At 68.5% G+C, this 14,978-nt stretch carries 11 protein-coding genes; 3 read left to right on the forward strand and 8 right to left on the reverse strand.

Going from position 1 to position 14,978, the window contains the following annotated elements; all coding sequences use genetic code 11:
• Positions 1–83: 83 nt before the first annotated feature.
• The 4 genes from ACLFA2_RS05655 to ACLFA2_RS05670 form a co-directional block, all read right to left on the reverse strand.
• The gene (locus ACLFA2_RS05655) at positions 84–1,421 is read right to left on the reverse strand and encodes a DUF222 domain-containing protein (RefSeq protein WP_426622184.1); all 1,338 of its coding nucleotides are present in this window, start codon (positions 1,419–1,421) and stop codon (positions 84–86) included.
• A gap of 212 nt (positions 1,422–1,633) precedes the next feature.
• Positions 1,634–2,731, reverse strand: coding sequence for a serine hydrolase domain-containing protein (locus tag ACLFA2_RS05660; protein ID WP_426622185.1), 1,098 nt, complete (start codon positions 2,729–2,731; stop codon positions 1,634–1,636).
• A gap of 111 nt (positions 2,732–2,842) precedes the next feature.
• Positions 2,843–4,006: an acyl-CoA dehydrogenase family protein gene (locus ACLFA2_RS05665; protein ID WP_029265285.1), complete on the reverse strand. Its 1,164-nt coding sequence runs from the start codon at positions 4,004–4,006 to the stop codon at positions 2,843–2,845.
• A gap of 152 nt (positions 4,007–4,158) precedes the next feature.
• Entirely contained in the window at positions 4,159–5,088 is a 930-nt protein-coding gene (locus ACLFA2_RS05670; RefSeq protein WP_426622186.1) for a M15 family metallopeptidase, read from the reverse strand.
• 74 nt (positions 5,089–5,162) lie between these two features.
• Between ACLFA2_RS05670 and ACLFA2_RS05675 the strand changes: the two genes are divergently transcribed.
• Both ACLFA2_RS05675 and ACLFA2_RS05680 read left to right on the forward strand, forming a co-directional pair.
• Positions 5,163–6,254 carry an Rv2578c family radical SAM protein gene (locus ACLFA2_RS05675; RefSeq protein ID WP_426622187.1) on the forward strand — a complete coding sequence of 364 codons (1,092 nt, stop codon included), beginning with the start codon at positions 5,163–5,165 and terminating at the stop codon, positions 6,252–6,254.
• 46 nt (positions 6,255–6,300) lie between these two features.
• A complete protein-coding gene (locus tag ACLFA2_RS05680; RefSeq protein ID WP_029259835.1) occupies positions 6,301–6,840 on the forward strand; it encodes a YaeQ family protein in 540 nt (179 codons plus the stop codon).
• A 50-nt stretch (positions 6,841–6,890) separates the two neighbouring features.
• Here ACLFA2_RS05680 and ACLFA2_RS05685 read toward each other — a convergent pair whose 3' ends face one another.
• Together ACLFA2_RS05685 and ACLFA2_RS05690 are read right to left on the reverse strand one after the other, a co-directional pair.
• On the reverse strand, positions 6,891–7,121 hold the full coding sequence (locus tag ACLFA2_RS05685) for a histidine ammonia-lyase (RefSeq protein ID WP_292768098.1): 231 nt from the start codon (positions 7,119–7,121) through the stop codon (positions 6,891–6,893).
• Positions 7,122–7,392: 271 nt separating this feature from the next.
• Positions 7,393–9,651, reverse strand: a complete 2,259-nt coding sequence (locus ACLFA2_RS05690; RefSeq protein WP_347124701.1) for a DEAD/DEAH box helicase — start codon at positions 9,649–9,651, stop codon at positions 7,393–7,395.
• Positions 9,652–9,933: 282 nt separating this feature from the next.
• Between ACLFA2_RS05690 and ACLFA2_RS05695 the strand changes: the two genes are divergently transcribed.
• Entirely contained in the window at positions 9,934–10,830 is an 897-nt protein-coding gene (locus tag ACLFA2_RS05695; protein ID WP_426622188.1) for an aldose 1-epimerase family protein, read from the forward strand.
• 131 nt (positions 10,831–10,961) lie between these two features.
• On the opposite strand, the gene ACLFA2_RS05700 is transcribed toward ACLFA2_RS05695, so the two are convergent.
• Both ACLFA2_RS05700 and ACLFA2_RS05705 read right to left on the reverse strand, forming a co-directional pair.
• Positions 10,962–14,174, reverse strand: a complete 3,213-nt coding sequence (locus ACLFA2_RS05700) for an efflux RND transporter permease subunit (RefSeq protein ID WP_426622189.1) — start codon at positions 14,172–14,174, stop codon at positions 10,962–10,964.
• A 16-nt stretch (positions 14,175–14,190) separates the two neighbouring features.
• A complete protein-coding gene (locus ACLFA2_RS05705; protein WP_029265279.1) occupies positions 14,191–14,778 on the reverse strand; it encodes a TetR/AcrR family transcriptional regulator in 588 nt (195 codons plus the stop codon).
• Positions 14,779–14,978 lie beyond the last annotated feature (200 nt).

Below are 14,978 nucleotides of genomic sequence, written 5' to 3' on the forward strand. Positions count from 1 at the left end.
GTCATCAGGCACCGCGTCATCAGGCACCGCGTCATCAGGCACCGCGTGATCAGGCCGGCGTCGTCGTCAGGCGGGCGTCGTCGTCAGGCGGCGATGTCGAAGCGTGCGCGCCCGCCGAGCCTCGGGGCCTGCTGTGGGTCGACGTATCGCGGCGGAATGAACCACACCCGCGCTCCACCCCCACTCCCGGCTCCGGTCCCGGTCCCACTCCCGGCTCCGGTCCCGGTCCCACTCCCGGTTCCGGTCCCGGTCCCACTCCCGGTTCTGGTTCCGGTCCCGGGAGCGTCGATGCGGATCTCCCACCCGTTGTCGTGGATGCGATGGTGACACGTCTCACACAGCAGCACCCCGTTGGAGAGATCGGTCGGCCCGCGATCGCGTGTCCACCAGCGGATGTGATGCGCCCTCGTCATCTCCGGCGGCAAACCGCACATCGCGCATCCCCCGTCACGCTCCACCAACGCCAGCCGTTGCGCCCGGGTGAACAACCGTTTCTCCCGCCCCCAATCGAGAACCTCACTGTCCCCACCGAGAACACACGGGATCACGCCACCCCCGGCCGCCATCCGCCGCGCCGCCCCGACACTGACCGGCTGATCCACACCATCCACGGTCGCCGACCCGGTCCCGGCCTCCAGATCATCGAGACCCACCCGCACGATCACCCTCGCACCCGCCACCGGAACCCGCCGCTCACACCCGAGCACATGCGCGCAGAACACCGAAAGAGCATCCGCCTGGATCATCGGCACCGTCCGCCGATCCCCATCAGGAGCGCCCGCATCGGGAGCATCCTTCCGCGCCGCGAACACCGCCGTCACGAACCCCCGGATCGCCGTCACCACCGGCGCCGCGGTCTCCACATCGAGCACCGCGTTCAGATGCACCATCCCGTCCCGCTCGAACAGCGACAACGCCCGCCTGCCACGGCGCTCGTCCTCACGCGGCTCCACCCCATCCGGGTCAAGCCACGCCTCCACCCGCACCACGAGCATGCGCACACCATCGAGCGCGAGCCCTGCCGCCTTCTCCACCAGCATCCGCTCCCCCTCAGCGATCCGCTCCACCCCCGCCACAACCCGGCACCGATCCAGCGCCGCGATGATCAAAGCCGCCGCCGGAGCCCCCAGCACCCCCGCATCCAACGCCGCACTCACCAACGGATACCTCGCCGGCAGACGCGCCCCCAGAAGATCACTCCGCGGCGCCGTCGCCTCACCCACCCTGACAAGACGCGACGCCTCACCCGTCGACACCCCCGTCGCGGCCGCGATCAACGTCGCCGGACTACGGAAACCCTGCTGCTTCGCCAGACTCCCCGCACCCAACTCCGCACGCGACTCCCGAGAGATACACGCCGCCACCGACACATGCACCGCATCCAACCGACGCCGCAACACCCCGATCGACGCACTCACCACGACCAACTGCTCCCGCGACAACTCCCCCGAATCCCCCACACCCGCCCCGCCCACACCTCATCCAAGCGAGACATCGCCTCATGCAACGCGGTCAAATTCGACATACTCGATTTTACCGCGACCACCACCGAAATTCGAAGCTATATTCGAATGAATATCGGTGCACCGGCATTCCGAGCACACCGAGCGACGCCCGGCGGTGCCGGAGATCGTCACTGCACGTCGGCGAACAGCCCCATGATCTCCGGGCCCATCTCGACCTGACTCAGCACGATCCCGAAGGAGCCGTCGGGATCGACCCAGAAGTCCGTCCCCTGCCCGCCCGACCAGCCGTGGCGACCCGCGTTCTCTCCCTCGGTCTGCACCGCGACGCCGAACCCCCAGCCCGTGCCCTCCCAGAATCCCGGGAAGAAGCTGTCGTCGGTCTTCGCGCTCGACGGCACCTGGTCGGTACGCATCAGCGCGAGCAGTTCGGGGTCGATGATGACGTTGCCGTCATGCCGTCCCCCTGCGGCGACCATCCCCGCGAAAGCCGCATAGTCGGCCGCGGTCGACACGAGCTCCGAATGACTGAGGTCGAACGGAGCGGGCGCGACGGAGAAGCCCCCGGCGGCGGGCTCGATCTCGACCAGGGCGCCGTGCTCGTGGCGATACGCGGCGGGCAGCCGGTACGCCTCGTCGAGGGGCACCGCGTACCCGGTGTCGACCATGCCGAGCGGGGCGAAGAGGTCGCGTCGCAGATGATCCTCCAGCGAACCGTCGACCACCCGCGAGAGCAGGATCCCGAGGATCCCGAAGGAGTGGTGGTAACGCCATCCGATGCCGGGTTCGAAGGCCAGCGGGAGCACGGCCAGCGCGTCCAGCCACTCCTGAGCGCCCATCGCGACAGGTTCCTGCCCTGCGGCCGTCCGGTTCCCGATCATCGCCTCCGCCAGCGGGGACGGCACGACCTGCACCCCGTATCCGGAGGTGTTCGTGAGCAGGTGCCGCAGCGTGATCGGCGTCGTCGCGGGTACGACGTCGTCGAGCGGGGCGTCCGGAGCGCGCAGCACCCAGCGGTCGGCGAGTTCAGGCAGCCATCGCTCCACAGGGTCATCGAGCCGGAGGCGTCCCTCCTGCACGAGCCTCAGCGCCGCGACCGCGAGGATCGGCTTCGTCATCGACTGGATGCGGACGATCGCATCCGCCGGGAGATCGCCGGCCGTGACGATCTCGATGGCCCCGCCAGGAGCGCCGAGCACGCCGATGATCCCCGGAGCGGTGCCCCGCGCGACGTGGTCTTCCATGATCTGCCGGAACAAGGTCGTCATGCCCTCGATTCAACCCGGCGGCAGCACCCGTGTCCACGCCTCGACGACGATCCGGCCGAGACGGGAAGAGGCCCCGGACGTCGCATCCGGGGCCCCTTCAGGTGCACGATCTCAGCGCTTGCCGACGATCTGACGGCCGACGAGATCGCGCATGATCTCGTTCGTGCCGCCGTAGATGCGGTGGACCCGGGCGTCGGTGAAGGCGCGCGCGATCGGGTACTCCATGATGTAGCCGTATCCGCCGTGCAGCTGCACGCCTGTGTCGAGCACCTCCCACTCGCGCTCGGTCGCCCAGAACTTGACCTTCGCCGCATCCTCCGCGGTGAGCGTGTTGTCCTTGTAGGCGAGCAGTGCGCGGTCGATGTACGCCCACATCGCATCGGTGGTCGCAGACATGTCGGCGAGCCGGAAGCGGGTGTTCTGGAAGTCGGCGATGCGCTCACCGAACGCCTCGCGATCCTTCGTGTAGGCGATGGTCCAGTCGAGGGCGGCCTGTGCGGCTGCGGCCGCGGCGACGCCGATCGAGAGACGCTCGAGCGGCAGGTTCAGCATCAGCTGGATGAAGCCCTGGCCCTCCTTGCCGCTGATGAGGTTCTCGTCGGGGACGAACACGTCGGTGAAGCTGAGCTCGGCCGTGTCCCAGCCGTGGAAACCCATCTTGCTGAGCTTCTTGCCCTGGTCGAAGCCCTCCATGCCCTTCTCCACGAGCAGCAGGCTGAACGCGTCGGGACGGTTGCCCTCACCGGTCTTGACGAACGTGACGACCACGTCGGCCGTCGTGCCCGAGGAGATGAACGTCTTCGCGCCGTTGAGGATGTAGCCGCCGTCGACCTTCTTGGCGTTGGTCTTGATGCCACGCAGATCCGAACCCGCTCCCGGATCGGTCATGGCGAGTGCGCCGAGCACCTCACCCGTGGCCATGCGGGGCAGCCACTTCTCCTTCTGCTCCTGCGTTCCCATGTGCACGAGGTAGGGCACGGCCAGGTCGTCCTGGATGCCGAAGGCCCCCGCCAGCGAACCGGCACCTGCGGCGATGACCTCTTCCATGACGATCGTGCGGAAGCGGTAGTCCTGCAGCATCCCGGCGCCACCGAACTCCTCGGGGACCGACAGGCCGATCAGACCCGCTTCGCCGGCGGCGCGCATGGTCCCCCGGTCGATCTCACCGGCGGCATCCCACCGCTCGATCGCTTCGCCTGTCACGTGGCGCTTGACGAAGTCCTTGACCAGGTCCCGGAAAGCCTCGTGATCCTCGTCGTAGATGTCGCGTTCCATGCCGTCCTCCTGAACGTCTCATGCATCGTTGCTCCGGTGATTCTATGTCGCTGAGGGGACGCGGGACAGGACGTTGTGAGAATGCATCCCATAAATCGTGACACTGGGTACCGCGCTTGTCGGATGCCGCAACCGGGGCTCCAGCCCCCGATTCAGTGCGCGTAATCCGGCGCGGCAGGAAGGCCGAAGAACTCTTCGAGCGTGTGGAATCCGCCCTCGTGATAGGCCGCGGCGAGGTCGACTCCGACGTAGCGGAGATGCCACGGCTCCGGCGCATACCCCGTCACGGGGGTGCCGACCTGCTCGTAACGCACGATGAAGCCGTACTCCCAGGCATGAGCGGCGACCCAGTCGCTCTGCGCGGTCCCTCCGAAGCGGTCGAGGCCCCCGCACCCCGTGCCGCAGGCGACCACGTCGAGTGCGAGGCCCGTCTGGTGCTCGCTGTGGCCGGGGCGCGCCGAGCCCGCATCCGCCTCGGCCTGCCCCTGTGATCGCACGTGGGATCCGTACGTCGTCACCTGCAGTCCGTAGGAGCGGTAGCCGTTGTTCGCGCCGATGCGTCCCACGCCCGCGGCTGCGGCGGCATCCGCCATCCGCCCGACCGCCGCGGCCACGTCGGAGCGCACGCGCCCCGAGGGTGTCGTCATCTGCAGCGGCACGGAGTCGAGATTCGCCGGCTCGTACTCGGGCGGGTTCAGCGGCAGCGACTTGTTCACCACGACCCAGAGGCGCGCAGGATCGGTGAGCGAGACGCACGGAGCGTTCCCCGCGACGACCGCCTCGCGGAAGGCAGCACCGCCGCCGAAGCCCGCGATCGCCGCCGCATCGTCGCCGCTCGCGATCGCCTGCTGCACCGAAGGCTCGGCACAGGGGTCGGCCGCGGTCGTCGCGGCCACCCTGACCGGCGGAACCTGCATGACCGCGACCGGCACCGGCATCGGATCGGCACCTGAGGAGGACACCGGTCCGGAACCGATCGAGAGCAGGATGCCGATGGCAGTGAGGGCGACGCCGATCGGCAATGCGGGCCCGCGGATCGGCGACCGCGGAGCCGCATGCTGAGCGTGCGGCAGGAAGGGCATTGATCCATCTTCTCATTCGAAGATATGTAGCAGACTGTCTTGCGATATCTTCGTCTTTCTGTTCGAATGGTCGAATGAGGTGGCAGGGACAGAAGCTCGGAGAGACGGACGCGGCGGCGCTGCCCGGCCTCGAAGACCGCTCGAGTGTGCTGCGCTCGGTGACCACCCCCGAGTTCGCCGGCATGACGTTCCACGAGGTGCTGTCGAAGTCTGCTCTCAACCACGTCCCCGGTGCCTCGCGCATGCCGTTCGCGTGGACGATCAACCCCTACCGCGGATGCTCGCATGCCTGCGTCTACTGCTTCGCCCGCGGCACGCACGAGTACCTCGACCTCGACGGCGGGTCCGACTTCGACTCGCAGATCGTGGTGAAGGTGAACGTCGTCGAGGTGCTCGCACGAGAGCTGCGCAAAGGCAGCTGGGAGCACGAGACCGTGGCCCTGGGCACGAACACCGATCCGTACCAGCGCGCCGAGGGGCGATACAAGCTCATGCCCGGCATCATCGAGACGCTCGCGGGATCCGACACCCCCATATCGATCCTGACCAAGGGCACGCTGATCCGCCGTGACATCCCCCTGCTCGCCAAAGCCGCCGAGCGCGTGCCGATCGACGTGCAGATGTCGATCGCGATGTACGACGACGACCTGCAGAAGGCGATCGAGCCCGGAGCCCCGACCACGCAGGCCCGGCTCGACACCGTGCGGGCTCTGGCCGACGCCGGGTTCCCCGTGACCGTGTTCCTCATGCCGATCATGCCGCACATGACCGATTCGCTCGCCGCGATCGACAGTGCCCTCGTGCGCATCAAGGAGGCGGGGGCGCGTAGCGTCATCTACGGCGCCCTGCATCTGCGACCGGGCGTCAAGCCGTGGTTCTTCCAATGGCTCGACACTCATCGTCCCGACCTCGTCTCGTCGTACCGGGGGCTGTATCCCGGGGCTTCCGCCGAGGCGCCGAAGGGATACCGGCAGTGGCTCGCCAAGCGCACCCGTCCGCTCATCCGCATGCACGGACTGGATGGCCGCCACGAAGACGACTACCCCCGGCGCGGGCTCCGACCGGGGCAGGGCCATGTGCAGACGAGTGCTGCCGCCGCGACCGCGGTGCGGTTCACCCCCAGCGCCCGAGCCGAGGCATCGCCCGCGCAGCCGATGCTCTTCTGACCTCGCGGTCGGGCGCGCATCCCGCAGCCGCGTAGGCTCGAGGATCATGGCGATCGGTTCGACAGTCCACACATTCGAGGTGCAGCTCGCTGACACCGATCGCGGAGTCTACGAGGACTACTCGTTGCGCGTGGCCCGGCATCCGTCCGAGACCGATGCGTACATGCTCACACGCGTGCTGGCCTACGGGCTCGAGTTCGCCGAAGGCATCGCATTCGGCGGCAGCATCTCCTCGACGGAAGAGCCCGCAGTGCTCGTGCGCGACCTCACCGGCCTCGTCACCGTCTGGGTCGAGATCGGGGCGCCCGACGCCGAGCGGCTGCACTACGGCAGCAGGCTCGCCGAGCGCACCGTGGTGTACACCCACCGCGACCCCGCCAAGGTGATGGCGCCGTGGACCGACAAGCGCATCCACCGCCGCGAGGACATCCGCCTCCACAGCTTCGACCCCGGATTCATCGAGACCGCGTCAGCCCTGATCGAGCGCCGCAACACCATGACCCTTACCGTGACCGAGAACGTGATCTATCTCGACCTCAACGGCACGAACCTGACCTCCGCCGTGCACGTGCACGAGCTGTCCTGACCGACGCTCCGCGCCGCCGCGCGCGATGAGACCGCACTCGTGGCTGCCCGTCAGGCCGATCCGTTCGGGGTGAATGGACTCGCGGGACCGTGGTGACGGCGGGTATCGGGGTCGACCCAGTTGCCCGACCCGGTCATCCGGTGCCAGCGCTTGTGGAACGCGAGATCGGTACCTTCGGCTTCGACGACAGCAGCACCGCACAAATCGCAGATACGAAGCATGACGATGTCACCGTCGGCGGTCGTGATCGAGAATGATTCCGCCGGGAATACGACGCCCATCGTGCTCTCCTCTCGCGCCCGCACCGACCGTCGAGGTCAGGTTCCGAGACCCTCTCAGGGTAGCTTCGCGCGACCCGGGCCGACACTGCGACACCATCCACCGTCATCATCCCGTGGAAGGCGTCATCTCGGCACGGAACCTCGGAGCGCTCGCTTCCGAACGTTCACAACTCCGGAGAGACGACGCCGAAGGGCCCCGGGAACGTGCTTCCCGGGGCCCTTCTGCAGGATCGTCCTCGTTGTGCGCGGTCGCAGCCGGCGACCGACCGACTCAGGAGGTGAGGTCTGCCGCGGTCGGAACGCGACCGGCGATCTCCTCGATCACGTCGTCGTCGAGACGGGCGTTCTCGAACGGCGCATCGATCTCGGCGCGCTCGAGCAGCTCACTCATGCGGCGCTGACGCTGACGCGTGATCAGCGTGACGACTCGACCTGCGCGGCCGGCACGACCCGTACGGCCCGAGCGGTGCAGGTACGTCTTGTACTCGTCGGGCGCATCGGCCTGGACGACCAGATCGATATCGTCGACATGGATGCCGCGGGCGGCGACATCCGTGGCGACGAGCACGCTCACGCGCCCCGACGTCAGACGCTCGAGGTTGCGCGTGCGCTTGGCCTGGTTCAGGTCACCGTGCAGTGAGACGGCCGGGATGCCGGCGTCGTCGAACTGCTCCGCGAGCATGTCGGCGTAGGCGCGGGTACGGGCGAACACCAACGTCTTGCCGTCGCGGTCGACGAGCGACGTGAGGATGTCGGCCTTGTCGCGGTGCTCGATCACGAGCACGCGGTGCTCGATCGTGCTGGAGTCCTGGTCTTCACCTGCGACCTCGTACACGGCCGGGTCGACGAGGAACTCGTCGACGAGTGCGGCGACCTCACGGTCGAGCGTGGCCGAGAACAGCAGCTTCTGGCTGCCGTCGGCGGTGTGACGCAGGATGCGCTGCACCGGTTCGACGAAGCCGAGCTCGCACATGTGGTCGGCCTCGTCGAGCACCGCGATGCGGCAGTCCGAGAGGTCGAGCTTGCCCTGGTTGATGAGGTCCTCGACACGACCGGGGGTGCCGATCACGATGTCGACGCCCTTCTTGAGCGCGCCCACCTGACGCCCCTGCGGCACGCCACCGTAGATCTGCGTGGTGAACAGCCCGACGCTGCGGGCGATCGGCTGGATGGTGCGGTCGATCTGCAGCGCGAGCTCACGCGTCGGAGCGAGGATGATCGCGCGCGGCGACCGCCCGAATTCACGGCGCTTGCCGGCCTGCGACTGCAGCACGCGCTCGACGAGCGGCGCGCCGAAGGCGATGGTCTTGCCGGAGCCGGTACGGCCGCGGGCGAGCACGTCGCGCCCGGCGAGGACGGCGGGGATGCTGGCAGCCTGGATCGGGAACGGCGTGGCCGCACCCATACCGACGAGGGTCTCGACGATGTTTGATCCGAGACCGAGGTCGCCGAAGGTCACACCGTCGACCTCGACCGCCGCGACGGACTTCGCCTCGAGGCGCTCGTGCACGACGTCATCGCCCGGCGTGAACTTCGCTCCGGTCGATGCAGGACGGCTGGTGGCGTTCCAGTCGTTGCGGCTCGGTCGCTCGTTGCGGGCCGGGCGCCCACGGGTGTCCGAGGTCAGCGGGCGCGGGCGCTCGGTGCGGTACGCGCCACCGGTCGACGGACGCGAACGCTCGTCGCGGCCGCCCTCGTACGAACGCTGTGTGCGGTCACGGTCGAAAGCGCGACGCGCGCGGTCGGCGTCGTATGAACGCTCGGGGCGCTCGGTGCCGCGATCGTTCGACCGGGTGCGGTCACCGGCGCGGTCATCGCGACGCGGGCGGTCGTCACGGTCGAACCGAGGACGCTCGGTGCCGCGGTCACGGTCGAACCGCGGACGCTCGGCACCACGCCGGTCGTCGCGACCCGGACGCCCGCCATCGCGGTGGTCGTTGTCACGGAAGCCCTGACGCTGGGTGCCGGCGCCGCGGTCATCGCGACGCGCACGGTCGTCGCGGTCGAACCGGGGGCGGTCGCCGCCGCGGTCGTCGCGGTAGGTGCCGGGCCCGGTCGGGCGCTGTCCGGTCTGGCGCTGTCCGCCGCGGTCGTCGCGACGCGGACGGTCGTCGAAACGGCCTCCGGCGCTGGGGCGGTCGTTGTAGCGAGGGCGCTCGGAGCGCTCGTCGTTGCGGTGGTGCGGGGCCTCGCGACGCCCGGACTCGGCGCGGTTGCGGATCCCGCGCGCCTCGTCGCGGCCGGCGCGCTCCGACGCACCCCAGCGCTGCTTGGGCGCACCCGACTCGGCTTCAGCCGGACGGTAGCCGCGGTGGCCGGCGCTGCGGCTGCCGGGGCGACGGTCGTACCCTCCCGCGGATGCAGCGGTGCGACGGTCGCCGGCATCCGCTCGTCCGCCGCGCTCATCGCGTGCGCCGTCACGGGCGGGGCCGCCGTTGTGACGGTCGTGGAAAGAGGTCTTCTTCGCGCCGTAGCGCGGTTCGAAGTTCGCGGACGGACGTCCGCCGCGGGGCTTCTTGTTCTTCGGCATTGCGGTGTCTTTCTGTGTTCTCGCACGAGAACAGCGCCGCGCGCACGCGCGAGCACCCTGCGCCTGGTCGAACTCGACCAGCGGGGTTCCGGACTGTCAGCGGCCGGGGCCATTCATGTGATGGTTGATTAGCGTCGAGCGACGCTCACCATCGGCCCCTGGACTCACACTTCACACACATAAAACGTCCGCGCCAACGCGCGGGTGTCCGAAGCCGACCGCTCAAGTGTAGCCGACGCTCCTGAGAGACCGCCGACCCGATCGTGGCCGTACGATGACGAGGTGAGTACCGCTTCCCCCACCGGCGCCCAGATCAGCCTTCGACGCGGCGGGGTGACCGCACAGATCGCACAGGTCGGCGCCTCCTTGCGTTCGCTGCGCATCGACGATGTCGACCTCGTACCGCCGTATCCTCTCGAGCTGCCCACGCCGGCCTGTTCCGGCGTGGTCCTCGTCCCGTGGCCGAACCGGGTGCGCGACGGAGAGTGGGACGACGACGGCACCGCACGGAGACTCGCGATCACCGAGCCGAAGCTGAACAACGCGAGCCACGGCCTGTTGCGCTTCACCGCCTACGAGGTCTCGCACACCGAGGGCGAAGCCGTGCTGCGTGCGACCGTCGTCCCGCAGACGGGATACCCGTACCTGATCGAGACGACAGTGGAGTACGCGCTCACGCCCGACGGCATCGACGTGTCGCACACGCTCACCAACCGGTCGACCACGTCCGCGCCCGTGGCCCTCGGCACCCACCCGTTCGTGACGATCGGCGACGTGGACCCGCACGACCTCGTGCTGCGGATCCCCGCGGAGACGGCGTTCGACACCGACGACAGGATGCTCCCCACCGGCACCCGACCGGCCGATGCCGCTCTGCGCGAGGGCGTCCGACTGGGAGACGTCACCCTCGACACCGGCTTCACGGATCTCGCCCGTGATCCCGACCGACGTGTGCACCATTCGCTCACCGCGCCGGACGGTCGCCGCGTGACGCTCTGGCAGGGCGAGGGTTTCGACTACGTGCAGGTGTACACGACACCCGCTTATCCCGGTCAGAGCCTCGCGGTCGCGATCGAGCCGATGACCGCACCGGCCGACGCCCTGAACAGCGGCCTCGGCATCCGCCGGCTCACCCCCGATGAGACCTGGACCCTGCACTGGGGCATCACGCTGAGCTGACTCGACGCGCCGTGCCGCGAACTCCCCGACGAGAACAGAGAGCGAATGACGCCGCGCCGGCGAGTCGGATGGTGACTCGCCGGCCGCGGCGCACATGATCTCCGTTTCGGCCGGGCGGCGCCGAGAAGGCGCTACTCCCCGCGCTCGCGCAGCTCGCGGCGGGTGAGCTGCGGCGCATGCGGCAGACCCGAGGCATCGATCAGCACCGGCTGAGCCGACGCCACGGCGGCACCGGATGCATCCGGGCCGACAGGAGCATCCGGAGCCGAGGTTCCTCCGGCATCCGTTCCTCCCGCCTTGCGCGCCGCGCGTCGTTCCTTGGCCCCCTCGACGAGGTTGTAGAGCGTGGGCAGCACGATCAGCGTCAGCACCGTCGACGAGATCAGACCGCCGATCACGACGATCGCGAGCGGCTGCGAGATGAAGCCGCCGTGACCCGTGATGCCGAGGGCCATCGGAGTGAGGGCGAGGATGGTGGCGAGTGCGGTCATCAGGATCGGTCGCAGACGCTTCTCACCACCGGCCTTCACCGCCTCGATGGTCGACAGACCCTTCTCCCGGTACTGGTTCACGAGGTCGACGAGCACGATCGCATTCGTCACCACGATGCCGATGAGCATCAGCACGCCGATCAACGATGCGACGCCGAGCGGCACACCCGTGATGATCTGCAGCAGGATCGCCCCGGTCGCCGCGAACGGCACCGAGATGAGCAGCAGCAGCGGCTGGCGCAGCGACTTGAAGGTCGCGACCATGACCACATAGACGATCAGGATCGCCGCGAGCATCGCCAGCCCCAGCTGCGAGAACGAGTCGGCCTGCTGCGACGCGACACCGCCCACCTCGGCGGATGCACCGTCGGGCAGGTCGACCGCCGCGAGCGCGGTGTTCACGGACTGCGTGGCTGTGGCGAGGTTGTCGGACGCCGGCGGCACGGTGATCGTCGCGGTACGACGGCCCTGCTCCGTGGTGATCGAGGTGGGTCCGTTCTGCTGCTCGACGGTCGCGATGTCCTGCAGCTGCACGATGCCGGTCGGCGTCGGGATGGTGAGCTGCTTGAGCGCGTCGACCGTGGTCGGCGGGTTCGGGGTCACGATGTAGACCGTCAGCGCGGTGTCGTCGATCTCGACGGATCCTGCCTGCTGCGGACGCATGGTGCCCGACACGATGGCACCGACCGCGACCTCGGAGAGTCCACGCTGGGCGGCGGCTTCCCTGTCGACCACGACGGCGATGTACGGCAGCGACGCGGCGAGGTTGTCGCTCACCTGGCCGACGCCGTCCTTCCCGTCGAGTTCCTTGACCAGCGCGGTGGTCGCCGTCTGGAGGTCGTCCGAGCTCGAGGCGCTGACCGTGATCTCGATGTCGCTCGATCCGAAGCCGGCCGAGGCCGAGACCGCGACATCCCCGACATCGTCACCAAGGCCGTCGATCGCATCCTGCACATCCGCGCGGAGCTTCTCCTGATCGGCGTTCGAGTCGGTGAGCACCGAGTACGTGACACCCGCACCGCCCGAGAAGGCGTCGCTGAGCGCCGAACCGCTGGTGCCGATCGAGGCCTGTACGTGCTCGATGCCGTCGATGTCGAGCAGGGCGTCTTCGACCGCCACCGCCGCATCCGACTTGGCCTCGAGGCTCGCCGTCGGGCCGAGGTCCTGCGTGATCGTCATGGTGTTCTGGCCGGAGTCGCCGAGGAAGTTGACCTTCATCAGCGGCGCGGCGGCGAGCGTGGCGCCGAGCACGACGACCGCGAGGATCACCGTGACACCGGAGTGCTTGAGCGTCCAGCCCAGGATCGGCCGGTACTGGCGCTGCAGCCACGTCGGCGGCGCGTCCGGGTGCTCGGGGTCGATCGCGTCGCCGTGCTCGTCGAGCAACGGCTTGCCCGGCCTGAGGAACCAGTAGGCGAGCACCGGCACGATCGTCAGGGCGACCAGGAGCGAGGCGACCATCGCGATCGTCACCGTCATCGCGAACGGCCGGAACAGCTCGCCGACCATGTCGCCGACGAAGACGATCGGCAGGAAGACCGCCACGGTCGTGATGGTGGACGCCGTGATCGCCATCGCGACCTCGCGCACCGCGAGGCGGATCGCATCGCCCTTGTCGGCATCGCCCACGTAGTGACGTTTGATGTTCTCGATCACGACGATGGAGTCGTCGACCACGCGACCGATCGCGATAGTGAGCGCACCGAGGGTGAGCACGTTCAGCGAGTAGCCGAACGCCTGCAGCCCGATGAAGGTGATGAGCACGCTGGTGGGGATCGAGATCGCGGTGACGAGGGTGGAGCGCACCGACATCAGGAAGACGAGGATCACGAGCACCGCGAACACCAGGCCGAGCATTCCCTCGGTGGCGAGCGTCTCGATCGACTGCACGATGAACGGCGCCTGGTCGAAGATCACGGTGAAGGTCGCGTCCGGGAAGGCGTCGCCGATCGTGTCGAGCGCGGCGATCACGCCGTTGGACACCTCCACGGTGTTCGCCGCGGGGAGCTTGGTGATGGAGATCGACAGCGCATCCTTGCCGTCGACACGGGAGATGGAGGTGACGGGGTCGGACTCCTGCACGACCGTCGCGACATCGCCGATCGTGACGTCGGTGCCGACCAGCGGAAGGGCGGCGATCTCCTCGACCGAGGTGATCTTCGCGCCCGTCTGCACCGTCAGCGTCTGACCGTTCTCGGTGATGTCGCCACCGGGGAACAGCGTGCCGTTCTGGTCGAGTGCGTCGTTGATCGCCGAGGTGCTCTGGCCGGCAGCGGCGAGCTTCGCCACGTCGGGCGTGATGCTGATGCGCTGCCCGACGCCACCCACGATCTCGGCCGCGTTGACGCCGTCGACGTCTTCGAGTTCGGGGATCGCGACCGATTCGAGCTGGGCCTGGGCGTTGTCGGCATCCTCGAATCCGGTGACGGCGACCTGGATCACCGGGAAGTCGTCGATGGAGACCGACAGCACCTGAGGGGTCACATCCTCCGGCAGCTGCGATGAGATGCGGTTGATCGCCTGCTGGATCTTCTGCTCGGCCGTGGCGAGATTCGTTCCGTAGGCGAACATCGCCTGCACGATCGAGGCGTTCGTGGTGCTGGTCGCGGTGGTCGACTCCAAACCGGGCACGCCCTGGATCGCCGCCTCGACCGGCGTGGATACGTCGTTCTCGACCACCTCGGGCGAAGCGCCGGGGTAGGTCGTCATGACGACGAGTGCCGGCAGCTCGAGCGAGGGGATGAGTTCCTGCTTGAGGTTCGTGAGCGCGAGCCCGCCGAACACCGCCGCGACGATGGTGATGAGGGCGATGAGCGCGCGGTTCTTCAGGCTCAGGATGGCGAGTTTCGACAAGGCGGTTTCCTCGGTGTCAGGGTATGGCTGTCGCTGCGGAAGGGGTGGAGACGTCGTCTCCGAGGATCCGCGCCAGTGCGGACTCGATGAAGGACTGGGCAAGACGGTCGTCGCGGATCTGCATACTCCACATGACGCCGTCGATGAAGATCATCGCCGCTCTGGCACGGTCTTCGCCATAGGTCGGCGTGAGCAGGTCGACGAGGCGGTCCGACAGATGGCGGGCGAGATCCCGCAGGCGGGGATCGTGCACGGCGGCGGTGACCACGGCGCGGTCGGCCTGCACGGCATGGTGGTCGTCCATGCTCTCGAATACGAGGGCGGCGATCACGTCGGGGCTGTCACCGCGTTCGGCGAGGGTCTGCCGCACGCCGTCGAGACGTGCGTCGACCTCTTCGGCGAGCGCACGGAAGGCCGCGGCCCTGAGGTCGTCGAGGGTGTCGAAGTACTGCGTCGTCGCCCCGAGAGGCACCCCGGCACGCGCGGCCACCATGCGGTGTGTGACGGCGTCGGCGCCCACCTCGACGATGAGCTCGGCCGTCGCGGTCACGATCTCCCGACGGCGCGCCTCAGGGTCACGTCGCCGACGCTCCCCTTGCCTCATCCCGCCCCCTTGGACATCCGTACATGTACGTTTGTACATTTCAGGATTGTGAAGATGCTGGGAACGGACCTCGCCCTCGCTCCGCACGGAGTCGTGGACCTCCAAGGTGTCGGCGGCGAACGCAGGGCCGGCGGTCAGGATGATGCGGTGCTGCACCAGGGAGGCGGGCACGTATATCCCCAACCCCAGCACCGCGAGGG

It is taken from the genome of Microbacterium sp. As-52 (genome assembly GCF_049949185.1).
Classification (GTDB): Bacteria; Actinomycetota; Actinomycetes; order Actinomycetales; family Microbacteriaceae; genus Microbacterium; species Microbacterium maritypicum_A.

What these genes read in the sequence shown, in the direction of transcription:
- ACLFA2_RS05665 (WP_029265285.1), bottom strand. Translation starts at nt 4,006, where the DNA reads ATGGAACGCGACATCTACGACGAGGATCACGAGGCTTTCCGGGACCTG.
- ACLFA2_RS05660 (WP_426622185.1), bottom strand. Translation starts at nt 2,731, where the DNA reads ATGACGACCTTGTTCCGGCAGATCATGGAAGACCACGTCGCGCGGGGC.
- ACLFA2_RS05690 (WP_347124701.1), bottom strand. Translation starts at nt 9,651, where the DNA reads ATGCCGAAGAACAAGAAGCCCCGCGGCGGACGTCCGTCCGCGAACTTC.
- ACLFA2_RS05705 (WP_029265279.1), bottom strand. Translation starts at nt 14,778, where the DNA reads ATGAGGCAAGGGGAGCGTCGGCGACGTGACCCTGAGGCGCGCCGTCGG.
- ACLFA2_RS05675 (WP_426622187.1), top strand. Translation starts at nt 5,163, where the DNA reads ATGAGGTGGCAGGGACAGAAGCTCGGAGAGACGGACGCGGCGGCGCTG.
- ACLFA2_RS05680 (WP_029259835.1), top strand. Translation starts at nt 6,301, where the DNA reads ATGGCGATCGGTTCGACAGTCCACACATTCGAGGTGCAGCTCGCTGAC.
- ACLFA2_RS05670 (WP_426622186.1), bottom strand. Translation starts at nt 5,088, where the DNA reads ATGCCCTTCCTGCCGCACGCTCAGCATGCGGCTCCGCGGTCGCCGATC.
- ACLFA2_RS05685 (WP_292768098.1), bottom strand. Translation starts at nt 7,121, where the DNA reads ATGGGCGTCGTATTCCCGGCGGAATCATTCTCGATCACGACCGCCGAC.